The sequence below is a fragment of the Ensifer sp. ENS08 genome (genome assembly GCF_014852195.1).
Lineage (GTDB): Bacteria > Pseudomonadota > Alphaproteobacteria > Rhizobiales > Rhizobiaceae > Ensifer > Ensifer adhaerens.
This window is the reverse complement of record NZ_JACVBF010000001.1, coordinates 35,994-57,459: the sequence shown is the minus strand read 5'-3', so window position 1 is coordinate 57,459 and position 21,466 is coordinate 35,994. Positions and strand designations below refer to the sequence as shown.

Annotated in this window: 22 protein-coding genes and 1 pseudogene; 17 read left to right on the top strand and 6 right to left on the bottom strand. The window is 62.7% G+C overall.

Going from position 1 to position 21,466, the window contains the following annotated elements:
* Window positions 1–14: 14 nt before the first annotated feature.
* Together IB272_RS35535 and IB272_RS35530 are read left to right on the top strand one after the other, a co-directional pair.
* Window positions 15–221: pseudogene (locus tag IB272_RS35535) on the top strand (MerR family transcriptional regulator); the annotation flags it as partial.
* A 159-nt stretch (window positions 222–380) separates the two neighbouring features.
* A complete protein-coding gene (locus IB272_RS35530; RefSeq protein ID WP_348646776.1) occupies window positions 381–938 on the top strand; it encodes a hypothetical protein in 558 nt (185 codons plus the stop codon).
* A 62-nt stretch (window positions 939–1,000) separates the two neighbouring features.
* Here the strand turns inward: IB272_RS35530 and IB272_RS00265 are convergent, their stop codons facing one another.
* Window positions 1,001–2,074 carry a DUF2336 domain-containing protein gene (locus IB272_RS00265; protein ID WP_060584374.1) on the bottom strand — a complete coding sequence of 358 codons (1,074 nt, stop codon included), beginning with the start codon at window positions 2,072–2,074 and terminating at the stop codon, window positions 1,001–1,003.
* Between the two features lie 294 nt (window positions 2,075–2,368).
* On the opposite strand from IB272_RS00265, the gene IB272_RS00260 reads away from it, so the two are divergent.
* From IB272_RS00260 to IB272_RS00250, 3 genes are all read left to right on the top strand, one after another.
* The gene (locus tag IB272_RS00260; protein WP_113135471.1) at window positions 2,369–3,070 is read left to right on the top strand and encodes an SH3 domain-containing protein; all 702 of its coding nucleotides are present in this window, start codon (window positions 2,369–2,371) and stop codon (window positions 3,068–3,070) included.
* A gap of 156 nt (window positions 3,071–3,226) precedes the next feature.
* A complete protein-coding gene (locus IB272_RS00255) occupies window positions 3,227–3,508 on the top strand; it encodes a hypothetical protein (protein ID WP_060516210.1) in 282 nt (93 codons plus the stop codon).
* A 323-nt stretch (window positions 3,509–3,831) separates the two neighbouring features.
* Entirely contained in the window at window positions 3,832–4,002 is a 171-nt protein-coding gene (locus tag IB272_RS00250) for a hypothetical protein (RefSeq protein WP_164475067.1), read from the top strand.
* Window positions 4,003–4,184: 182 nt separating this feature from the next.
* On the opposite strand, the gene IB272_RS00245 is transcribed toward IB272_RS00250, so the two are convergent.
* The 3 genes from IB272_RS00245 to IB272_RS00235 form a co-directional block, all read right to left on the bottom strand.
* The gene (locus IB272_RS00245) at window positions 4,185–4,730 is read right to left on the bottom strand and encodes a hypothetical protein (RefSeq protein ID WP_060516209.1); all 546 of its coding nucleotides are present in this window, start codon (window positions 4,728–4,730) and stop codon (window positions 4,185–4,187) included.
* Window positions 4,723–5,310, bottom strand: a complete 588-nt coding sequence (locus IB272_RS00240; RefSeq protein WP_060516208.1) for a DUF1214 domain-containing protein — start codon at window positions 5,308–5,310, stop codon at window positions 4,723–4,725. Before IB272_RS00240 ends, IB272_RS00245 begins: the two co-directional genes overlap by 8 nt.
* A gap of 156 nt (window positions 5,311–5,466) precedes the next feature.
* The gene (locus IB272_RS00235; RefSeq protein WP_112770400.1) at window positions 5,467–7,683 is read right to left on the bottom strand and encodes a transglycosylase domain-containing protein; all 2,217 of its coding nucleotides are present in this window, start codon (window positions 7,681–7,683) and stop codon (window positions 5,467–5,469) included.
* 152 nt (window positions 7,684–7,835) lie between these two features.
* Here IB272_RS00235 and IB272_RS00230 point away from each other — a divergent pair, with 152 nt between their 5' ends.
* Window positions 7,836–8,303, top strand: coding sequence for a YcgN family cysteine cluster protein (locus IB272_RS00230; protein WP_034789489.1), 468 nt, complete (start codon window positions 7,836–7,838; stop codon window positions 8,301–8,303).
* A 72-nt stretch (window positions 8,304–8,375) separates the two neighbouring features.
* Here the strand turns inward: IB272_RS00230 and IB272_RS00225 are convergent, their stop codons facing one another.
* Both IB272_RS00225 and IB272_RS00220 read right to left on the bottom strand, forming a co-directional pair.
* Window positions 8,376–8,714: an MmcQ/YjbR family DNA-binding protein gene (locus IB272_RS00225; protein ID WP_060584324.1), complete on the bottom strand. Its 339-nt coding sequence runs from the start codon at window positions 8,712–8,714 to the stop codon at window positions 8,376–8,378.
* A gap of 314 nt (window positions 8,715–9,028) precedes the next feature.
* Complete coding sequence (locus tag IB272_RS00220; protein ID WP_164475066.1) at window positions 9,029–9,169, bottom strand: hypothetical protein; 141 nt, start codon at window positions 9,167–9,169, stop codon at window positions 9,029–9,031.
* A gap of 808 nt (window positions 9,170–9,977) precedes the next feature.
* Between IB272_RS00220 and IB272_RS00215 the strand changes: the two genes are divergently transcribed.
* From IB272_RS00215 to IB272_RS00165, 11 genes are all read left to right on the top strand, one after another.
* Entirely contained in the window at window positions 9,978–10,232 is a 255-nt protein-coding gene (locus IB272_RS00215) for a hypothetical protein (RefSeq protein WP_034789359.1), read from the top strand.
* A gap of 140 nt (window positions 10,233–10,372) precedes the next feature.
* On the top strand, window positions 10,373–11,044 hold the full coding sequence (feuP, locus tag IB272_RS00210; RefSeq protein ID WP_034789361.1) for a two-component system response regulator FeuP: 672 nt from the start codon (window positions 10,373–10,375) through the stop codon (window positions 11,042–11,044).
* Entirely contained in the window at window positions 11,034–12,419 is a 1,386-nt protein-coding gene (locus IB272_RS00205; protein ID WP_034789363.1) for a HAMP domain-containing sensor histidine kinase, read from the top strand. Before feuP ends, IB272_RS00205 begins: the two co-directional genes overlap by 11 nt.
* Before the next feature lie 237 nt (window positions 12,420–12,656).
* On the top strand, window positions 12,657–13,097 hold the full coding sequence (locus IB272_RS00200) for a membrane protein (protein ID WP_034789364.1): 441 nt from the start codon (window positions 12,657–12,659) through the stop codon (window positions 13,095–13,097).
* Between the two features lie 130 nt (window positions 13,098–13,227).
* Window positions 13,228–14,370, top strand: a complete 1,143-nt coding sequence (gene ccmI / locus IB272_RS00195) for a c-type cytochrome biogenesis protein CcmI (protein WP_060516206.1) — start codon at window positions 13,228–13,230, stop codon at window positions 14,368–14,370.
* Window positions 14,367–14,819 carry a cytochrome c maturation protein CcmE gene (gene ccmE / locus IB272_RS00190; RefSeq protein ID WP_034789366.1) on the top strand — a complete coding sequence of 151 codons (453 nt, stop codon included), beginning with the start codon at window positions 14,367–14,369 and terminating at the stop codon, window positions 14,817–14,819. Before ccmI ends, ccmE begins: the two co-directional genes overlap by 4 nt.
* Complete coding sequence (locus IB272_RS00185) at window positions 14,816–16,804, top strand: heme lyase CcmF/NrfE family subunit (RefSeq protein WP_034789367.1); 1,989 nt, start codon at window positions 14,816–14,818, stop codon at window positions 16,802–16,804. Before ccmE ends, IB272_RS00185 begins: the two co-directional genes overlap by 4 nt.
* On the top strand, window positions 16,801–17,256 hold the full coding sequence (locus IB272_RS00180; RefSeq protein WP_034789377.1) for a cytochrome c-type biogenesis protein: 456 nt from the start codon (window positions 16,801–16,803) through the stop codon (window positions 17,254–17,256). Before IB272_RS00185 ends, IB272_RS00180 begins: the two co-directional genes overlap by 4 nt.
* Window positions 17,257–17,583: 327 nt before the next feature.
* A complete protein-coding gene (locus IB272_RS00175; protein ID WP_034789379.1) occupies window positions 17,584–19,143 on the top strand; it encodes a Do family serine endopeptidase in 1,560 nt (519 codons plus the stop codon).
* Window positions 19,144–19,329: 186 nt separating this feature from the next.
* Entirely contained in the window at window positions 19,330–20,028 is a 699-nt protein-coding gene (locus IB272_RS00170) for a response regulator transcription factor (RefSeq protein WP_034789385.1), read from the top strand.
* Window positions 20,025–21,431: an ATP-binding protein gene (locus IB272_RS00165; RefSeq protein WP_034789387.1), complete on the top strand. Its 1,407-nt coding sequence runs from the start codon at window positions 20,025–20,027 to the stop codon at window positions 21,429–21,431. Before IB272_RS00170 ends, IB272_RS00165 begins: the two co-directional genes overlap by 4 nt.
* The last annotated feature ends 35 nt before the right edge of the window (window positions 21,432–21,466 follow it).

Here is a 21,466-nt window from a genome sequence, read left to right as displayed (position 1 = left end):
CGTAGGACGCGTTTATGGGCGATCAAATCTTTTCGATAGGCGAAGTTTCGAAGCTGAGCGGCGTACCGGTCCGGCGGCTTCGGTTTTACTCGGACAAGGGGTTGCTGCCACCGTCCACACGGACGGAGAGCGGTTACCGTATGTATTCCGGGGCCGACCTGGCGCGGCTGGACCTCGTTCTTGCCCTGCGTGAAGCGGGCGTGAGCCTCGCGGACATCAGCAAGATCCTGGCCAACCGAACCTCGTTTACCGACGTTCTGGCTTTGCGGCTTCGAACGCTCGAAACGGAAATCCGGTCAAAGCGCCGGATCGCCACGGCCTTGAGAATGGCTTTGAGGATCCATGAACCCTCCCCAACGGATCTCAGGAGATTGTGGACCGTGACCAGGATTTCAAAGACGGAATTTCGTGCCGCGCTCGAGCGTTTCTATGATGACGTCGCCGGCGGCGCGCCGATGGATGCGGCGTGGAAGACGAAAATGATGGATGCCGGTGCGCCGGACCTGCCGGACGACCCGACAGCCGAACAGGTCGACGCCTGGGCTGAACTGATGGAGATGCTGTCGGACAAGGCCTATGCCGCCGAGATGCGCGCCTACATGTCGGATCTGTGGACCGAAGAGTTCGATCCCGCCGCCTACGCTCAAGCCGCCGAAGCCACCTTTGCGCGGGTGAGGGCGGCGATCGAAAACAACCTTGCTCCACAATCAGCCGTCGGCAGAGAGATCGCTGCCGATTGGCTGGCGCAGTCGGCAAGGGCGATGAAGCGGGCTCCGGATCAGGTTTTCCTGGATTGGCAGCTCGAACAGTACCGCAAGCACCACGCCCGTTCGGCGCGTTACCAGGAATTGATGGCGGTGTTGCAGGGGCAGGCGCCGCAGGCTCCGACCGGTCGTGAGTGGAGCTGGATCATCGACGCGATGAAGCAGCTTTTCTAGGGCGGGGAGGTCGGCTCCATCGCCGAAGTTGCGAGACATGCCCGCATGAACGGCAGCATGTGTCAGCCGCGGCGGCGGCCAAATAGTCGCTGCGGCTGGCCGTTGACGGACGTTGCTGCAACTTTGCGCGGGCCGACGTGGCGCGTGTCGTTTGCAGTATTTTCGGCAAAATAGGCTTCGTGCCTTGCCGCGGGCGCCGCGTCTTCGGCTTCCGCCTCGAGCCAGGCATCGAGCTGCGCGCGACAGGCGGTGCGGTCCATGGCGCCAATCAAGGCGGCGGCATGGCTGGTTTCGCCAAAGGGCTCGCGAAGATGTGGATAGAGGGCCTGAAGCACGAAGCCGGCATCGGCCACATCGACGTCGAGTGCGACCAGGCTCGTTGCCAGCATCTGTCCGGAAATATCGAGCAGGATGCGCTCGACCTGCGCATCCCTGGTGCCGAGCGCCTGACCGAGGACACGCGAGAACAGGATAATCTCGCCGCTCCTCGCAAAACGCACGAGCAGAGCGGCATGTACGTCTGTCATCGCCGCGGACGACGGCGTCTGTGGAATATTTTGCGGACGGGCGCCAGCGAGCGCCTTGATCTCGCGGCGAAGCGCCTCTTCGCGCGCTGTACGCAATGAAGCGGCTTCGTCTTCCTGGCTCGCTTGCTCTGCTGCTGCCGCTTTCACGGCGCTGCTGCGCGCTGCCAGTCCCGGCGGGTTGTGATGTTCGACGAGCGCATCGACGACGAGCGGAGAGAGGTTCGGGCGGCGGCCAATGGCGGCGGCATGTTCCGGCCCGCGCTCACGGATGATCGTTATCAGCGTCCGGTCCGCGATCGCCTTCGAACGGGTCAGGAAAATTGCCGCGATGGCGATCGGCATACCGCCGATCAGCGCTGCGACTGTCTCTGGAATTTGCTGGCATTGCGAAAGGGCGGCTGCAGCCTGCCGGCGGGCTTCGTTGCTGGAACCAAGGAAGAGCGGCTCGAACAGCTCGGCAAATTGCTTCATGTCGGACTTGCGGGGAAAACGCAGGCTTTCGAAACCGGTGACGGTCGCCATCAGGACGACGTCCTTCAAGCGGCCAGTCTGTGGCCTTTCCAACTCACGAAAGCGATCCGTCACGATAATTCCCTGCACGCAAAACATGATCGCCATTGCCGGCGATCCGGAACGGCACACGTCGCAAAAATTAGAAGAAAAGCGTTAGCGTACTGTTAACTATGGATGTTGGAGCTTTATTCAGGCTTGCGGCACAGCGAGGGCGGGCGGAGCGCCTACGGATCGCCGCGCCGGCACGGCAAATCTCGGGGACATCCGCGGCCGTAGCCATAAAAAATCCACATGCTGTCATGAGTTATCGCGGCGACGGTGAAGGGCCCGGACGCCCGCCGACGTTTGGGGCCGTGTGAAGAGGGGCCTCTCCATGGGAGATATGGAACTGTGAAGAAATTTATTCTGCGCGCAGCGGCGGTCTGCGCGCTCCTTGTGGCTCCGGCGATTGCGCAGGCTGCGGAGGGTTTTGCTACCGCCAAGGTCAACATGCGCTCGGGTCCGAGCACGCGCTACCCGGCGGTGTCGATGATCCCGGTGGGCGAATCAGTCGAAATCCATGGCTGCCTTGCGGATCTGCCGTGGTGCGACGTGTCGTTCTACGGCGGCCGTGGCTGGGTTGCCGGCCGTTATGTCCAGGCCGACTATCGCCGCAACCGCGTCTATGTCGAACCGCGTTATTATCGCCCGCTCGGCATTCCGACGGTTGTCTTCCAGTTCGACAACTATTGGGACCGCAACTACCGCGGCCGCGATTTCTATCGTGAACGCGATCGCTGGCGCCGCGGACCGGATTGGGTCGATGACCGGCGTGATCGCCGCGATTGGGAGCGGCAGCGCGAGCGCGACCGCCGTGACTGGGAGCGTGAGCGGCGCAGCAATCAGCGCGACTGGGAGCGCCGGCAGCGCGACGAGGACAAGTGGCGCGACGACGAATGGCGCCGTCAGCGGACGGAACGCGAGGATCGGCGTGATTGGGAACGCCGCGACGACGGCGTGCGCGTGCGGCAGGACGACGGCACCGTCTATGAGCGCGCCCGTCCGGCTCCGATGGTTCGCTGCCAGATCGACGATCCCTACTGCGAGAACTGATCCGCACACGGCGCGTCGGCGCGCCTTGTCTGATGGGAAAAAAAACGGGCGGCCCTGGTCGCCCGTTTTGCGTTTCGCGAACCTGCTTTCAACGGTTTTTGGCGGAACCAAACGCCAGCCGGCGCGTTGAGCCCGCGCAGACAAGGGAGCGTTGTAATGGTCGAAAAGAAACTGCAAGCGGTGGAAAAAGTTGCCGTGAGTGAAGCCGAATCGGACGCCCGCGCCGAGGTTGACGCACAGATCGCCGAGCTGCGCGCGGAAATCGCCCGCCTGACGGAAGCGGTCACGGCGATCGGAACGAGCACGAAAGCGGTTGTGCAGGGCGAGGCGGATCTTCTGGCTGAGCGCGTGCGCGAGCGTGTGCGCGAAGAGCCTCTGTCGACCCTGGTTGCCGTTGCGGGCGTGTCCTTCCTGTTCGGTTTGATGTCCCGGCGCTAGCGGGTGAGGCGGGTCTTCGCCCGGATTGCCGTTGTTACCTTGGATACATCGCCGGGACCGTTCGACAGACATACTGAACGCAGGTTGGGGTTGCAGATCGTTTATTAGTAATCTGTTAACCAACCTGTGGCTCAATCGAAGTGGACCCGGTATCATCGGGTCGCGTCGTGAACCAGAACAGCAACATCCGGGCGACCGGAAGAAGGAGCAAACGAGAAAGGCGCGCCTGTCCAGGAAAGATCTGGGAAAATGCGCTGGCCCGAGAAGGGCAGGGTGAAATCTGTACGGTAGTTCATCCGTCTCAAGACTTTGTGGAGACGAGCATGGCAGACGTTATCAGAATTCAGGACCGCAAGGTTCGTATACCTCCGCACCGGCCTCCGGCCATTTCGGGTGGAGCGAAAGTGCTGCTGTTCACCGGTATCCGCTACGAGCGCCTCGATCGCGACCCGCAGCCGACAGCGCCGGACGGACGCCGCATCAAGAAGCAGTGAGCCGCGGCACTCCTGCGTATTAGGCGACACAAACGGTCGCGTTCAAGACACTGTCCTTGCCCGGTTCTGCGGGCTCATCCCCCATGCACTGCTGCGCCCGACGCGGCATCGAATCATCGCCGCGCATCTCGGCGTGGATTTTCTTAGCTTGCCCCTGTTGCTCGACGACCACAGCGGATGCTCTAGCGACGGAACGGTTCGCAGGTCGATTCCGCAAGGAAGTTCCGGACCTGCTCTTCGAAGCTGTCGACCGGCGCCATCGCTCTCAGCACGGCAAAGCCATCCTGTTCCTTCATCTCGACCATGATCGATTGTGCAAGCGCCTGTGGCGGAGATTTTCGCAACTCGACCAACTGGATTGGCGTTGCGACGACAAGGTCCAGCTTGCCGTTGACCGCCGTGTGGTCGTTCATGCTGAAGACCTCGTTCGAATTGCCGTCGAAGACGGCGAGCGACCAGAAAGGCACGTTGCCGCTGGCGAGGAAACGCGCCGGCCCATCCGAGATCGAGAAGCTGCAGACCGCGGTTCTCAGATAAGGATCGTCATTGGCAAGGCCGGTCGGCCCTGGTGTGCTGGTCAGCGCAAAGAAACTGTCCATCTCCAAAAGCCCGAGGATGCGGGTATAGGCATCGCGGCCGGTGAACTGCGGCAGCGCCAGCACGATGATGATGTGCAGCAGGGCGGCGCCGACCAGGCCGAGAACTGTGGCAAAGAGCACGCTACGCATCGCCGCAACCCGTCTTGGTGATAACCGGCATGGCGAGATCGATCAGGCCGGACGAGCCGGCCGTCGGCGTATCGAGCAGCGTCAGCACCAGCCGGAACGTGCCCGAGTGGCGCACGGCAAGCCAGTTGTCGGGCCTCGCATTCGGCGACACATGGATGACAAAGTTGCTGTTTTCGCCGCGCAGAACGCTCCAGGAATTGAGCGCCGAGGGGAGGTCGGAACCGGGCCTCAGTGGCAGGCCTTCGGCATTTGCGGCGTAAAGCGTCCAGAAGCGGGCCTGCGGTGTCAGCCCCGCAACATCATAGGAGCAGGCCGCCTGAAGCTTCTCGCCCTTGCTATCGACCTGGGCACTGAACATCAGCCCTTCGGCGCCGCCATAGAGCAGTTCGCCGGCGCGCGCCCGATGTGCCTTGGCATAGGGGTCGGCATTGGCCGTCTGCGCCTCGGGAAAGGCGACCCAGGGGCCGATCGCGATCGAGCCGAAGCCGACGGTCGCTTTCAACGCCCATACTGCCGAGGCGATGCCGCCGCCGAAGGCGATGGCAAGGGTTAGCGCGACGAGGAAGGGGATTCGAAACAAGGGCGACTCTACCGGATATGGTCCTGCGGCTCAGCACCGCCGCGTTGACACCCTATGTCGCCGAAATCCGCGCCCGGCGCAACGGCGACCGCATCGCCGGTCCCGAACCCGACACCGCACTCGCGAAGCGGAAGAAGAGTGGACATGCCCGAAACGTCAGTTGCTGGCGGCATCGGGTGTCGCCTGTGCGGACCGTGATTCTTCATCCGCGCCGAGAGAGGCAAGCTTGCCGCCGGCCTTCTCGGGCGCCTTCAGTGCGGGGGCCTTTTCGAAGGTCTCGCCGATGCTGCGCAGCAGCCGGGTGACATCGGTCGAAAGCGAGCGCGGCCGCACCAGCGGCGGCAACGCGTTTTCGTCCGGCTTCGCGGTTGCCACCTGCGGCGGCTGCTTCGCCGGCGCCGTCGGCGCGGTGATCCCCGGGATCGTCCGGTGTTCGATGCCCTGTTCGGCGTAGTCCATCAGCCGCTTGAAGGTCATCGCCGGCAACGAGCCGCCGGTCATGTTGTTGGTCGAGGTGTAGTCGTCGTTGCCGAACCAGACCGCGGTCGTATAGTCGCCGGTGAAGCCCACGAACCAGGCGTCGCGATAGGCCTGTGTTGTGCCGGTTTTGCCGCCGACGACGATGCCGTTATCGAGCGCAGCCTTGCGCGCCGTACCGATGACCGGGATCTGCGTCAGCATGGAGTTCATCGACGTATTGGCGGTTTCGGAGAGGATGCGCCGCGCCGGCGGCTCGTCGCGTCCGAAATCGTAGAGAATGTCGCCGTCATAGTTGAGGACCTGGCTGATCCCGTGCCGGCGTGACTGCATGCCACCGGCCGGGAAGACCGCGTACGCCGTCGCCTGGTCGAGCACGGTTACTTCCGAGGTGCCGAGCGGCATGGTCTTGTCGGTGCGGATCGGCGTCTCGATGCCCATGTCCTTGGCCGTCTGGGCGATCAGGTCAGTGCCGAGCTTGTCCTTGGCGAGGCGCACGGGAATGGTGTTGATCGACTTGGCGATGGCCGTCAGGATGGTGATGCGGCCGGCATAGCTGCGGCCATAATTCTGTGGCGACCATCCGCGCCAGGTGATCGGCGCGTCGACGACAACCGTTTCCGGCGTCATGCCCTTTTCCATCGCTGCCGCGTAGGTATAGACCTTGAAGGAAGAGCCCGGTTGACGCAGAGCTCGTGTCGCACGGTTGAACTGGCTCTCGCCATAATCGCGGCCGCCGACCATGGCCCGCACGGCGCCGCCGTTTTCGACCATCACCAGCGCACCCTGCTTCACGCGGAAGCTCTCGCCATATTGGCGCAGGCTCGATTCCACTGAATCTTCAGCGGCATTCTGCAGGCCCATATCGATCGTGGTGCGCACGATCAGCGAGTGCTGCGCGAAGGGGCGGGCGATGCGCTGGACTTCGTCGAAAGCCCAGTCGAGGAAGAAGTCGGGCGCCTTCACCTGGGCGCGGTCGATGACCGTCGCCGGGTTGAGGCGTGCGGCGATCACCTGGCCTTCGGTCATCAGGCCGCCCTGGACGAGGTTGGTCAGAACCTCGTTGGCGCGTCCGCGTGCGGCCGGCAGGTTGACGTGCGGGGCGTAGCGGGCTGGCGCCTTGAAGAGGCCGGCAAGCATCGCCGACTCGGCAAGGCTCACGTCGGTGATCGACTTGCCGAAATAGAACTGCGCCGCGGCTGCCGCACCGAAGGTGCCGCCGCCCATATAGGCGCGGTCGAGATAGAGCCGGAGGATTTCCTTCTTCGACAGGTTGCATTCGAGCCAGACGGCGAGGAAAGCTTCCTTGATCTTGCGCTCGATCGTCCGCTCGTTCGACAGAAAGAGGTTCTTGGCGAGCTGCTGCGTCAGTGTCGAACCGCCCTGGACGACTCCACCGGCGCGTGCATTTTCGGTCATGGCGCGGGCAAGGCCGAGGAAGTCGATGCCCCAATGGTCGAAGAAGCGCCGGTCTTCGGTCGCCAGCACCGCCTTGATCAGATGATCGGGCAGCTCGTCGATCGGTACGGAATCTTCGTGGATGATGCCACGATGGCCGATCTCGTTGCCGTAACGATCGAGGAAGGTGACGGCGAAATCGCTCTGGGCACGCCAGTTGCCCTTGGTTTCCTCGAAGGCCGGAAGGGCGAGCGCCAGCATCAGCACCGAACCGACAGTGCCCCAGTTCATGCCTTCGCCGAGCACCTCGAAGACGGCTTTTTTCCAGCCCGTCACGCGGAAGCGGCGGAAGAAGATGGTAGTGTCTTCCCACCATTGCCCCAGCTTGAAACCGGCATTCCAGACTGAGGAATCGATCCAGGAGTCGATCCTGAGAAAGATGTGCCGTTTCTTCGGCCGATTATCGTCTTTCCTCGGTTCCCGCACGGTCTCAACCACCTGAAGGCTCTACGGCATCATGCCGGCGCCATGTAATATTTGCACGGCGTCAAATTCCAATCTACTTGCATATCGCGCCGCCGGCCTTAAAAAACCGGCAATTTTCTGCGAAATTTCTGTATCGCGAGCGATTTGACGAAAGTGTGATGACGATGGGCGAAATGCCTTTCTGGAAGGCGAAAAGCCTTGAAGACATGACCGATACCGAGTGGGAAAGCCTCTGTGACGGCTGCGGCCTCTGTTGTCTCAACAAGCTCGAGGATTGGGACACCGGCGAGATCGCCTGGACCTCGATCCGCTGCACGCTTCTCGATGGCGAGAGCTGTCGCTGCAAGGACTATCCCAACCGCCAGGCGACGGTGCCCGACTGCATCCAGCTGACGCCGAAGGCCGTGCGCGAGATCACCTGGCTGCCGCCGACCTGCGGCTACCGGCTGGTGGCTGAAGGGCGCGATCTCTACTGGTGGCATCCGTTGATTTCGGCCGATCCGGAAACGGTTCACGCCGCGGGCATTTCCGTCCGTGGCCGCACCGTTGCGGAAGACGGCATCGACGTGGACGACTATGAGGATTATCTCGTCACCTGGCCGCTGGAAGTAGGGCAGGAAAACGTGGAGTGACAAGGGGTTAGTCGAGGCGGCAGAATCGCTTTGGCAGTGCGGCGCCCGCGAGGTCGTTCGGCCGCGACGCCTCTAATGGCTGCCGCCGTTCTTCTTGACGAGGCTCTTCGGCGCAACGTTGCGCCACGCCGTCTCCATCGACTGCCGCACGAGATCCTCGTTGGCCTGGACGAAATAGAGCGAGGTCCAGCCACGGTCGCCCCAGCCGCCGGGCACCGCGGCGCAGACGCCGGGTTCCATCTCCAGAAGCATGCGCTGCTGATCCGGTGTGAACTTGAAAACGGCGCGCCCGGCTTCCGGCAGGCTCATGAAAATACGCTTCCCAACGCGGAAATCTCGCGTTCCGAAATGCGCATTTTCCTCCGTTCCAGGCAGGCTCAGCGCGAGTCTTTCGATCTCTTCCGTCAGCATGAAGAAAGATTAACATGCTTTTGCCGAATGGCAAAAAGGCTGAAAATCACTACAAAAAATGCAAGGGGTGTCCTTGAAGCGCGGGCTCGAGAAGGGCGCTGGCGGAGCCTGATCGGGCTGCCTTTATGGCCTTTGCGGTCAGTGGTCGATCACCCGCGGCATAGGGCCGGAAACGCCGCGACCGGCGGTGGTAGGCTCACCGCCGGTCCGCTACGGAACGTCGAAAAACGCCTAGAACGGGCGCTGTCCGACGACAATCTATGGATATGGAGGTGCAGGGCCGGTGACGCTTAGGCGCGCCACTCAGGCGGGCCTCATTCGGCCGGTGCGACCGGCTTCGGCGTTGCCTCGCTCGCGGCGCGCATCTCACGCCATTCGCTCTCGAAACGGTCGAGCAACGATTGCGGTACTTTGGACTGCTGAGATGCGGGCTGGTTGTTTGCGAGCGTCTGCATGCGATCCTCCCGGGTTCTGTGACGGTTTCATGATGTAAGGTGTGGCGGACAATCTCACATCGCAAAGGCTTTGTAAATCAGTGGCTTAAATCATTTAAACGATTGAAAAATCTTTAAATCGATTAATTTTTCGTTTATACACAGCACGCATCGCGCCCGGACGTCAACAGGTTTAAGTTGCAGCTATTTTTGAAGTAATTTGCGCGCATAGATTGCGGCAAAGGGCCAGCCGTTTCGCGGCTTTCTATTAAGAGAGAAACGGTGCTGCGGCGTGATCGGTGCCGTCATGACGGATTGCATCGGCAGGTTCGAAGGACGCGATGGTTGAGCCTTGTTCGGGAGCGGCGCCGACGGACCTGAATCAGTTTCTGAGATGTTTGATTCACGCTGCGAGCGACAGCCGCCAAAGGATTCAAAAGAATCGAGAAAATGCGTGCGCAGCCATGCCGCGCTTGATCGGGAACGGGCTCTTTCGCGTTAGCGCATGCCGGCGAAGAGATGCTAGCGAAACATGCTTAACGAAAGCTGATCGTTGTCCGGCGTCGTCGGGCGGCCTTGGGTTTCGGGCCGTGTTCCTCGCGTGATTGCGTCGCTAAAACTGTCGCAGGAAGCGGCTATGGCTTGGCAAGGGAATGAGCAATGCGGGTTTCCACCGGGGAAGAATCGCCGCAATCTAAGGTCGGAATTCGGGGAAGGTAATGCGTTTCCCGGTAGTGCCTGCCGGTCCAAATGGCCGACATTCATTTGCCATTCAGCCTCGTTCGGTTATTGCTTCTGCCATGATGCTTCCCAAGTCGAAAGTGCGTTCATGTCTTCACCAGTGATCATAGCCGCGCTTGCTGCAGGCCTCGCCGGCTTCAGCCCGCCTGCGATCAGCGTGCCGTCGGATATTGTCGTTCGTGTGTCCGGCGATTGCAGCGCGGCTGCAGCGCAGGTCGTTGCCGACACTGGTGGCGAGTTGCTGTCGGCACAGCCGACGTCCGATGGCCAGTGCGTGATCACCGTGCTTGTTCCTGGCAATGGCGGTAGGCCGAAGAAGGTCACCGTCAAGGTGCCGATGTAGGCTATCCCTGCAGCGCCGCGTGCCGTATCAGGCGTACGAAGGTCGCTGTAGCACTTTGAATGGCTGCGTGTTCTTATCCTTAAATCAGCCAGATTTGGCGAAGCATGCAGCAGGATGGCCGCGAGAGGAAGTAAAGACGGATGCGCATTCTGATTGTCGAGGACGACGCCAACCTGAACCGGCAGCTCGCCGAGGTGCTGAAGGAGGCCGGCTACGTCGTTGACCAGGCCTATGATGGCGAGGAAGGGCACTATCTCGGCGACGCCGAGCCCTATGATGCCGTGATCCTCGATATCGGCCTGCCGGAAATGGACGGCATCACCGTGCTCGAGAAATGGCGCGGTGACGGCAAGACCATGCCGGTTCTGATCCTGACGGCGCGTGATCGCTGGAGCGACAAGGTGGCTGGCATCGATGCCGGCGCCGACGACTATGTTGCCAAGCCCTTCCACGTCGAAGAAGTTCTTGCCCGCATCCGCGCCCTGATCCGGCGCGCCGCCGGCCATGCGAGCTCGGAGATCGTCTGCGGCCCGGTCCGCCTCGACACCAAGGGTTCCAAGGCAACGGTCGATGGCGTCGCATTGAAGCTGACGTCGCACGAGTTCCGGCTGCTCTCCTATCTCATGCACCACATGGGCCAGGTCGTTTCGCGCACAGAATTGGTCGAGCATATGTACGATCAGGATTTCGATCGCGATTCCAATACGATCGAAGTGTTCATCGGCCGGCTGCGCAAGAAGATCGGCAACGATCTGATCGAAACGGTGCGCGGTCTCGGATACCGAATGCAAGCGCCGGGCAATGGCAATTAGATCGCTCACCGCACGCGTTCTGGTGGTCTCCACCGTCTGGGCGGTGGTGGCTCTCGTCGTGATCGGCGTGGTGATTTCCGAGCTTTATCGCCAGGGCTCCGAGCGCGGTTTCAAAGACCTGCTGCGCGCCCAGCTCTTCAACGTCGTCAACTCGATCTCCGTCAACGAGAGGACGGTGCTGTCGGGCAGTCCGCAGCTTGGCGACCTCCGGTTTTCGCAGCCGCAGACCGGTTGGTACTGGATCGTCGATCCGATCGGCGAGTTCGATACGCCGCCCCTGATCTCGACCTCGCTCGGCAACGGCAAGCTACCGATCGCCAGCGTCGACGAGGTGCCGTTCGATACCGGCTATGTTCGCTTCTACACCACCAAGGATCCCTTCGGGAACGAGGTCGAGGTCTCCGAGACCGAGGTCGTTCTCGACATCCAGGGCCATACGGCGCGCTTTCGCGTGGCGGGCAACCGCGACGTGCTCGAGGCCGATATCAACCGCTTCACCCGCAACCTGACGATCGCGCTCTCCATCTTCGGTCTGGGAGGGCTCGGGGTCAACGCGCTCACCATTCTCTTCGGCCTGAGGCCGCTCGATGAGGTCCGGCGCTCGATGGAGAAGATCCGCGCCGGCGAAAGCGAACGGTTGGACGGCGCTTTCCCGCGTGAGATCCAGCCGCTCGCCAACGAGGTCAATGCCCTGATCGACAGCAACCGCCGCATCGTCGAGCGCGCCCGCATGCAGGTCGGCAATCTTGCCCATTCGCTGAAGACACCGATCGCGGTCCTGCTCAACGAGGCCCGGGTGCTCGAGGCATCGCATGGCGAGTTGGTGCGCACTCAGGTCGATGCAATGCAGACCCAGGTTCAATCCTATCTGAGCCGCGCCCGGATTGCGGCGCAGCGCGAGTCCGTGCTGGCGCGGACCGAAGCGCAGCCGGCGCTCGAACGCCTCGTGCGCGTCATGCGCAAGCTCAATCCGGAAAAGCAGGTCCATCTGTCGATCAACCCGCCGGGACTGGTTCTTGCCATGGAGCTGCAGGACGTCGAGGAGACCGTTGGCAACCTGCTCGAAAATGCCGCCCGCCACGCCCGTGGCGAGGTGTGGCTGAATGTCAGGCCGGCACCGAGCGAGGTTCATGCCAAGGAGCCCGGCCGGCAGTGGATCGTTCTCGACATCGACGACGACGGGCCGGGGCTCAATCCCGACCAGATCGCAGTGGCGATGAAGCGCGGCAAGCGGCTCGACGAAAGCAAGCCCGGAACCGGGCTCGGTCTTTCGATCGTCAGCGAGATCGTCCGGGAGTATCAGGGCACCATCACCCTGTCACGACGGGACGAGGGAGGGTTGCGTGCGGAACTGGTTTTGCCGGCGGCCGTTTAGAGGGTGATGAGGAAATGCGCGGGTCCGGCGTCGCTCGCTTGCGAATCCATCGTGATTTAGGGGTCACACCCGTGCTTGAAAATGTCACACCCGCAGGGCTCGCCGTTGCCTCGGCACGCGGGGAATGCCAAAAGAAAATCAAGGACTAGTCGTCATCGTGCTCGAATGGAACGAGCTTAAGAATGCGGCTTCGGATAGGATGATTGAGTGTCGCGGATCATGAGGAACCAGGCAGAAATGACACGGGCTATTGTCGTCGGCGGCAGGATCGTTGTGATCGCCTCGGCCGTCGCGCTTGCCGGATGCGGCACGACGGGCAGCAAGGGCGCGGCCGCCGGCCTCGGCTCGACGGCAACGCGTGGTGCGACCTCGACCAATTACATCGCGGCACTCCAGGGTGGGGTGATCGCGCGTCTCACCGATCTCGACATCGGGACATCCGACCGTCAGCGTGCTCTGGAAGCGGAATACCGCGCACTTGAAGCGGCCCCCGGTGGGCAGCCGGTGACCTGGGACGGGCGCGGCGTCAACGGTTCGGTCGTTGCAGCCGCTCCCTATCAGGTCGGGTCGCAGAACTGCCGCCAGTATAGCCACACGGTTACCGTCAAGGGACAGCCGAAGACGGCGCGGGGTGCTGCCTGCCGCAACCCGGACGGCAGCTGGACACCGCTGACCTAAGGCGTAGCCGGCCGGGCTCTCCCGGATGTGCTCAGGCGGATCGAGCCGCCGTTGCGGCGAAACGCCTCAAATCTCCGTCATAAGGGGTTTTCGAGTTGGAATGGCATGGGGGCCATAGTATTGAGCTTCCATGTTGTTCTGGATCCTCGTCGCCACTCTGACGGCGGCTGTCGCTGTCGTGCTCATCCTTCCGCTGCTGCGGGCGGGGGAAGCCCCGTCGTCTCCCCACAGCCATGATGTCGAGGTCTATCGCGACCAGCTCGAAGAGTTGAAGCGGGACCAGGATAGCGGCCTGATCGGCGGCGACGACGCCGAGCTTGCGCGCGCCGAAGTTGCGCGCCGGCTGCTGGCTGCTGGCGAGAGCGACAGTGAGGCGACTGCGGCTGCCGCGCCGCGCCGCGGTGTCAGCCGCCTGGCCCAGGCCTTCGTGCTTCTCTGTCTTCCGGCCGTCGGCCTCTGTCTTTACTTGCTGACGGGCAGCCCGGGAATGCCGGCGCAGCCGCTGGCCGCACGCCTGGCCGATCCCAATGGCGACATCAACATCCTGATTGCCAAGGCCGAGAACCACCTGGCGGTAAACCCGAATGATGGCGCCGGCTGGGACTTGCTTGCGCCGATCTACATGCGCAACGGCCGTGTCGAAGATGCGGTCGATGCCTATGACCGGGCGATCCGCCTGCTTGGCCCGACGCCGGCACGTCTCGGCGGCTATGCCGAGGCGATGGTCGTGCAGTCCGACGGCGTCGTGACGAGCAAGGCGCAGGACGCGCTGAAGCAGGCGCTGACGCTCGATCCCAATGACCCGCGCTCGGAATTCTATCTTGCCCTCGGCCTCAAGCAGGAAGGCAAGAGCGCGGAAGCGCTGACTGCCTTCAACCGACTGGTCGCGACATCACCCGCCGACGCGCCCTGGCTGCCGCTCGTCAAGCAGCACGTGGCAGAGCTGGGGGGCGCCGGCGCCACCAGCGCTGCAGCGCCCGGCAATCCAAGTGCCGATGACGTGGCCGCCGCCGAAAGCATGAGCGCCGGCGATCGCCAGGAAATGATCCGGGGCATGGTCGGCAGCCTCGAAAGCCGGCTGAAGGAAAATCCGGATAATCTCGAAGGCTGGGCGCGTCTGATCCGCTCCCATGTTGTCCTTGATCAACGAGACAAGGCACTGGCCGCGCTAAGGGAAGGCCTGAAAACCTTCCCGGCCGATGGCGACGGCGGCAAGCAGCTGCTGGCGCTGGCGCGTGAGCTCGGGATTGCCACCGACGGAGTAACGCAATGACGCGCAAACAAAAAAGACTGGCGATCATCGGCGGCGGTGTCGGCTTCCTGGTGCTTGCAGCCTTCCTCGTAATGTTCGCCTTCAGTCAGGCGATCGCCTATTTCTATGTGCCGAGCGACCTCGAAAAGGCCAACGTACCGCCGGGAACCCGCATCCGCCTCGGCGGTGTCGTCGAAACCGGCTCCGTCAAGCGCGGCGACGGCAAGACGGTGACCTTCACCGTCACCGATACGCTGAGCGGCGTGCCGGTCACCTATACCGGCATCCTGCCTGACCTGTTCCGCGAAGGGCAGGGCGTGGTGACGGAGGGAACCTTCGTTGCCGGAAGCTCGGTCTTCGTGGCCGATTCCGTTCTTGCCAAGCATGACGAGACCTATATGCCCAAGGATGTCGCCGACCGTTTGAAGGCGCAGGGCGTCGAGCTCAGCGGGAAGGAAACCATCAAGTGATCATCGAGCTCGGACACTACGCTCTGGTTCTGGCGTTGGCGACGGCGGTCATTCAGGCCGCCTTACCGATCCTTGGCGCACGATTGAACGATCGCGGCCTGATGGAACTCGCATCCAGCGCCGCCGTCGCCTGCTTTCTGCTCGTCGCTTTCGCTTTTGCCGTCCTCACCTTCGCCTATGTGACCTCGGATTTCTCGGTCCGCAACGTCTGGGAAAACTCCCATTCGCTGAAGCCGCTGATCTACAAGATCTCGGGCGTCTGGGGGAACCATGAAGGCTCGATGCTGCTGTGGCTGTTGATCCTGACGTTCTTTTCGGCGCTGGTTGCCGCCTTTGGGCGCAACCTGCCGGAGACGTTGAAGGCAAACGTACTCGCCGTGCAGGCTTGGATCGCGATGGCCTTCGCGCTCTTCATCCTGCTGACGTCCAATCCGTTCGCTCGGCTGATGCCCGCGCCGGGCGAGGGCAAGGACCTGAACCCGATCCTGCAGGACGTCGGCCTCGCCATTCATCCGCCGTTGCTCTACCTCGGCTATGTCGGTTTCTCGGTCTGCTTCTCCTTTGCCATCGCGGCCTTGATCGAGGGCCGCATCGACGCCGCCTGGGCTCGCTGGGTCCGTCCCTGGACGCTTGCCGCCTGGACCTTTCTCACCGCCGGGATCTCCATGGGTTCGTACTGGGCCTATTACGAGCTCGGCTGGGGTGGCTGGTGGTTCTGGGATCCGGTCGAAAACGCCTCCTTCATGCCGTGGCTCGCGGGTACGGCGCTTTTGCATTCGGCGCTGGTCATGGAAAAGCGCGAGGCGCTGAAGATCTGGACCGTGCTGCTTGCGATCATGACCTTCTCGCTGTCGCTGCTCGGCACCTTCCTCGTGCGTTCGGGTGTCCTGACGTCGGTCCACGCCTTCGCCACCGACCCGACGCGCGGCATCTTCATCCTCGCCATTCTCGTCTTCTTCATCGGCGGTGCGTTCACGCTCTTCGCCCTGCGCGCCTCGCACCTGAAAGCCGGCGGCATCTTCGCGCCGATCTCGCGTGAGGGTGCGCTGGTCTTCAACAACCTCATCCTGACGACGGCGACCGCGACGGTCCTGACCGGCACGCTCTATCCGCTGGTGCTCGAAGCGCTGACCGGCGACAAGATCTCCGTCGGGCCGCCCTTCTTCAACATGACCTTCGGCCTGTTGATGCTGCCGCTGCTCTTTGCGGTGCCTTTCGGCCCGCTGCTTGCCTGGAAGCGCGGCGACCTTGCTGGCGTTTCGCAGCGGCTCTTCGCAGCGGTTGCCATCGGCCTGCTCTTCGGCGTCACCTATTATTACTTTATGAATGGCGGCCCGGTTCTGGCGCTCTTCGGCATTGCCCTTGGCGTCTACGTGATTGTCGGTTCGTTGACGGACCTGGCGCTGCGCTCCGGCCTCGGCAAGGTCGCAGGCAACGTCGTCTGGCGACGCTTCTCCGGCCTGCCGCGTTCGGCTTTCGGCACGGCGCTTGCGCATATCGGCCTCGGCGTCACCCTGATCGGCATCGTCGCCGTCACGGCCTTCGAGACCGAAACCGTGGTCGAGATGAAGCCCGGCATGACGGTGGATGCCGGTGGCTACACCCTGCGCTTCGACGGCATGCGCAATGGCAGCGGCCCGAACTATTCCGAGGAGTCCGGCCACTTCACCATCAGCCGCGGTGGCGCTGCGATTGACGACGTCTGGTCTTCGAAGCGTCTCTACCAGGCGCGCCGCATGCCGACGACCGAGGCGGGCATTCGCACCTTCGGCTTGAGCCAACTCTACGTCTCGCTCGGCGATCAGATCAGCGAAGGCGGCATCGTCGTGCGCATCTGGTGGAAGCCGATGATCCTGTGCATCTGGGGCGGTACCCTGTTCATGATGGCGGGTGGTTTCGTCTCCTTGAGCGACCGCCGCCTGCGCGTCGGCGCGCCGGCCAAGGCCAAGCGACCGAAGGCGGTGCCTGTGGGGGCTGCGGAATGAACCGTCTGCTCCTGGCACTCCTGCTGTTGCTCGCGCCTGTCGGCTCGGCCTTTGCCGTCAACCCGGATGAAGTGCTTGCCGATCCCGCGCTCGAAGCGCGGGCGCGGGCGATCTCGGCGGAGCTGCGCTGCATGGTCTGCCAGAACCAGTCGATCGACGATTCCAACGCCGAGCTTGCCAAGGACCTGCGCGTGCTTGTGCGCGAGCGGCTGGCGAACGGCGACAGCGACAAGGCCGTCATCGATTACGTCGTGTCCCGCTATGGCGAATTCGTACTGCTGAAGCCGCGCTTCGAGACGAAGACCCTGATCCTCTGGGGCATGCCGGCGACCCTGCTTCTCGTCGGGGCGATTACCCTCGTCATCGCCTCTCGCCGTCGCGGCGCCCAGCCAAAGGGGACGCCGCTTTCCGAGGACGAGAAGGAAAAGCTGAAGAAGCTGCTTCAGCCTTAATGCAGCGCTCGCCGAACGCGCATTCGTTGGATCGGCTTCAGCACTAATCTCTTGATATCGCTTGAGATCCCTGCCGGTGGCGGGCAATTCCGTTCGCGCCAACGCGCAGTCCCCGGCAGGCCTTTGGCCGAGCCCGGGCCAGCTCTTCACAACATTACCAAAAATTCATTTTCCGGACAGAACTCAGTAAGGTCCCATCCGTTACATCTTTCGTCATCGGCTGTTCCTCCAGTCAGCCAAAACGAATTCCGCCTTCCCTGAGGCGGCTTCGCAACCAGGTTTCGGTGCCGTCTCCGATGGCATCTAGGAAGAGAAAAGGCAAAACGGATGTTTACGACCAAATCCCTGCGTCCCTCCCTCAAGACCGTTCTGAAGACCTCGACCATCGCCGGCCTTGCCGCCGTCATGCTGACCTCGGGTCTGCCGGCAAGCATCTCGCAATCCTTTGCCGATCCGGTGAAGGTGGAAGCGCCGTCGGTGCCGAGCTTTGCCAATGTCGTTGATGCCGTTTCGCCGGCCGTCGTTTCGGTGCGCGTCCAGTCGCGCGTCAACCCGGTGGCCGAAGATGGCGGCGACTTCAGCTTCGATTTCAACGGTCGCGGTTTCGACGATCTGCCCGACGATCACCCCCTGAAGCGCTTCTTCAAGGAATTCGGTCCGCGCGGCGATGACCGTGCCGACCGCGGCCCCAACCGCCGTGGCCCGCATGGCGAAGGCCGCCTGCGTCCGACCGCTCAGGGCTCCGGCTTCTTCATCTCCGAAGACGGCTACCTCGTCACCAACAACCACGTCGTTTCCGACGGTTCGGCCTTCACGGTCATCCTCAACGACGGCACCGAACTCGATGCCAAGCTGGTCGGCAAGGATAGCCGCACGGATCTCGCCGTGCTCAAGGTCGATGACAAGCGCAAGTTCACCTATGTCGGCTGGGCCGATGACAGCAAGGTCCGCGTCGGTGACTGGGTCGTTGCCGTCGGCAACCCGTTCGGTCTCGGCGGCACGGTGACCTCCGGCATCGTTTCGGCGCGTGGCCGCGATATCGGCTCCGGCCCCTATGACGATTACCTGCAGGTTGATGCGGCGGTGAACCGCGGCAACTCGGGCGGTCCGACCTTCAACCTCTCCGGTGAAGTCGTCGGCATCAATACCGCGATCTTCTCGCCGAGGGGCGGCGGCAACGTCGGTATCGCCTTTGCCATCCCGTCGACCGTTGCCAAGGATGTCGTCACCGACCTGATCAAGGACGGCTCGGTTTCCCGCGGCTGGCTCGGCGTGCAGATCCAGCCCGTTACCAAGGACATCGCCGAATCGCTCGGCCTTTCGGAAGCAAGCGGCGCGCTCGTCGTCGAACCGCAGACCGGCTCGCCGGGTGAAAAGGCAGGCATCAAGAAGGGTGACGTCGTAACCGCGCTGAACGGCGACACGGTCAAGGATCCGCGTGACCTTGCCCGCAAGGTTGCGGCAATCCGCCCGGGCACCACGGTCGATCTGGCCCTGTGGCGCGACGGCAAGGCGGAAACCGTCAAACTCGAAATCGGCACGCTGCCCAAGGACGACAAGGACGCTGCCAAGAGCCAGGACGACCAGTCCGAAGAAGCCCAGCCGTCGAGCGAGCAGGCACTGGCCGACCTTGGCGTCTCTGTCGTGCCGTCTGATGATGGCAAGGGCGTCACCATCGCCTCGGTCGACGAAGACTCTGATGCCAGCGATCGCGGCCTGAAGCAGGGCGAAAAGATCGTCTCGGTGAACAATCAGGAGGTGAAGTCCGCCGACGACATCCTGAAGGTCATCAACACTGCCAAGAAGGACGGCCGTAGCAAGGCGCTCTTCCAGATCGAGGCCGACAACGGCAGCCGCTTCGTGGCCCTTCCGATCGACAAGGGCTGATCGCGGCAGTCAAATGATTGACCGGAGCGCCGCGATTTCCAAGTGATGTCGCGGCGCTCGCCGTTTGGAGCGGGATTTGAAAAGGTGTGTGCGGTTCTCCGCCCATCCCGCTTTCCCTCACGAGAGCACTCGCCAACCCGGTTGTCGAAAGTCGAAACCGGTTGAGACAGACAGGGGTCCGGGACTATGGTCGCGCGTATGAAGATTCTCATCATTGAAGACGATCTCGAGGCGGCAGCCTATCTGGCGAAAGCCTTCCGTGAGGCGGGCATCGTGTCCGATCACGCCAGCGATGGCGAGAGCGGCCTGTTCATGGCCAGCGAGAACAATTACGACGTTCTCGTGGTGGACCGCATGCTGCCGCGTCGAGACGGTCTCTCTGTCATCACCGAGCTTCGTCGCAAGGACATCCACACGCCGGTGCTGATCCTGTCGGCGCTCGGCCAGGTGGATGACCGGGTCACGGGTTTACGCGCCGGCGGCGACGATTATCTGCCGAAACCCTACGCCTTCAATGAATTGCTCGCCCGTGTCGAGGTGCTTGGGCGCCGCAAGGGCACGCCCGATCAGGACATGGTTTACCGCGTTGGCGATCTGGAACTCGACCGCCTTTCGCATTCCGTGCGCCGGCAGGGAAAGGAAATTCCCCTGCAGCCGCGCGAATTCCGCCTGCTCGAATATCTCATGAAGAACGCCGGCCAGGTCGTCACCCGCACCATGCTGCTGGAAAACGTCTGGGACTACCACTTCGACCCGCAGACCAACGTCATCGACGTGCATGTCTCGCGGTTGCGCTCGAAGATCGAGAAGGATTTCGATGTGCCGCTGCTGCGCACGGTGCGCGGTGCCGGCTACATGATCAAGGATGACCGGGCGTCCGCATGAGCAAGCTTCGCGTTCTCTTCAGAACGACCGCAGTCCGGCTTTCCGCCCTCTACCTCATTCTTTTTTCTCTCTGTGCTGCCTTTCTCGTCTTCTACGTCACCGGCATGTCGGAGCGGCTGCTGCAGCAGCAGACCCGTGACGCGGTCACCGCCGAGGTGGCGCAGATCGAGCAGGTCTATAGCCGCGCCGGCATGAACGGCCTGTTGCGCTCGCTCGAGCGGCGGGCACGCCAGCCGGGAGCCAATCTCTACGTGATTGCGGGACCGAGCGGCGAAATCCTCGCCGGCAACGTTGCCAGCCTGGAGCCGGGCCTGCTCGACAGCGAAGGCTGGACCGAACGTCCCTTCGCCTATCAGCGCTATACGGACGAGAGCAAGAAGGACACCCACGTAGCGCTTGCCCATGTGCTGGTGCTCGACAATGGTCTGCGCATTCTTGTTGGCCGCGACCTGCAGGAGCCGCAGAAGTTCCGCGCCCTTGTGCGCCAGGCTCTGATGGTGGCGCTCGGCGTCATGGGGCTTGGCGCCCTCGTCATCTGGTTCGGCATCGGCCGCAACGCCTTGAAGCGCATCGACCGCATGTCGGAGGCGAGCACCAAGATCATGGCCGGCGATCTGTCGCAGCGTCTGCCGATGAGCGGCTCCGGCGACGAGTTCGACCGGCTGTCGGAATCACTGAACGCAATGCTCAGCCGCATCGAGAAGCTGAACGAAGGGCTGCGGCAGGTCTCCGACAACATCGCTCACGATCTGAAGACGCCACTGACGCGGCTGCGCAACAAGGCGGAAGCCGCACTTTCCCGCAAGGGCACGAGCCAGCGCGGTGCGCTCGAGGAGATCATCGGCGAATCCGATCAGTTGATCCGCACCTTCAACGCGCTTCTGATGATTTCGCGCGTCGAGGCCGGCTCGTCCGTCGCCGAGATGAGCGACATCGACCTTTCGCAGATCGTCGCCGATTGCGTCGAGCTCTACGAACCGGTGGCCGAAGATGGCGGTCTGAAACTTGAAGCCGAAATCGCCCAGGATCTCGTGATTTCAGGCAACCGCGAACTGGTCGGCCAGGCCCTCGGCAACCTCATCGACAACGCGGTCAAGTATGCCGATGGCGCCGGGAACCCTCTGATCAAAGTCTCGCTCGAAAAGCGCGAGGGGAATGTGTTGCTGTCGGTTGCCGATCATGGATCGGGCATCCCCGCAGCGATGCGCGACGAGGTGATCAAGCGTTTCGTTCGCCTGGATGAGAGCCGGTCCAAGCCTGGCACCGGCCTTGGCCTGTCGCTGGTCGAGGCCGTCATGGAGATGCATCACGGCGCGCTGCATCTCGCCGACACGGTTCCTTCCGCCGAAGATGGCGCCAAGGGGCTGACGGTTCAGATGGTTTTCCCGATGACTGCAACCTGATAGACCGGTTTTGGGAGAACGAAGTGGAGTGAAGC

Coding starts and splice junctions, on each gene's coding strand:
- IB272_RS00200 (WP_034789364.1), top strand. CDS start 12,657: ATGACACGGGCTATTGTCGTCGGCGGCAGGATCGTTGTGATCGCCTCG.
- IB272_RS00230 (WP_034789489.1), top strand. CDS start 7,836: ATGGGCGAAATGCCTTTCTGGAAGGCGAAAAGCCTTGAAGACATGACC.
- IB272_RS00220 (WP_164475066.1), bottom strand. CDS start 9,169: ATGCAGACGCTCGCAAACAACCAGCCCGCATCTCAGCAGTCCAAAGTA.
- IB272_RS00170 (WP_034789385.1), top strand. CDS start 19,330: ATGGTCGCGCGTATGAAGATTCTCATCATTGAAGACGATCTCGAGGCG.
- feuP (WP_034789361.1), top strand. CDS start 10,373: ATGCGCATTCTGATTGTCGAGGACGACGCCAACCTGAACCGGCAGCTC.
- IB272_RS00245 (WP_060516209.1), bottom strand. CDS start 4,730: ATGCGTAGCGTGCTCTTTGCCACAGTTCTCGGCCTGGTCGGCGCCGCC.
- ccmE (WP_034789366.1), top strand. CDS start 14,367: ATGACGCGCAAACAAAAAAGACTGGCGATCATCGGCGGCGGTGTCGGC.
- IB272_RS00165 (WP_034789387.1), top strand. CDS start 20,025: ATGAGCAAGCTTCGCGTTCTCTTCAGAACGACCGCAGTCCGGCTTTCC.
- IB272_RS00225 (WP_060584324.1), bottom strand. CDS start 8,714: ATGCTGACGGAAGAGATCGAAAGACTCGCGCTGAGCCTGCCTGGAACG.
- IB272_RS00255 (WP_060516210.1), top strand. CDS start 3,227: ATGGTCGAAAAGAAACTGCAAGCGGTGGAAAAAGTTGCCGTGAGTGAA.
- IB272_RS00205 (WP_034789363.1), top strand. CDS start 11,034: ATGGCAATTAGATCGCTCACCGCACGCGTTCTGGTGGTCTCCACCGTC.
- IB272_RS00215 (WP_034789359.1), top strand. CDS start 9,978: ATGTCTTCACCAGTGATCATAGCCGCGCTTGCTGCAGGCCTCGCCGGC.
- IB272_RS00265 (WP_060584374.1), bottom strand. CDS start 2,074: ATGTTTTGCGTGCAGGGAATTATCGTGACGGATCGCTTTCGTGAGTTG.
- ccmI (WP_060516206.1), top strand. CDS start 13,228: ATGTTGTTCTGGATCCTCGTCGCCACTCTGACGGCGGCTGTCGCTGTC.
- IB272_RS00175 (WP_034789379.1), top strand. CDS start 17,584: ATGTTTACGACCAAATCCCTGCGTCCCTCCCTCAAGACCGTTCTGAAG.
- IB272_RS00180 (WP_034789377.1), top strand. CDS start 16,801: ATGAACCGTCTGCTCCTGGCACTCCTGCTGTTGCTCGCGCCTGTCGGC.
- IB272_RS00250 (WP_164475067.1), top strand. CDS start 3,832: ATGGCAGACGTTATCAGAATTCAGGACCGCAAGGTTCGTATACCTCCG.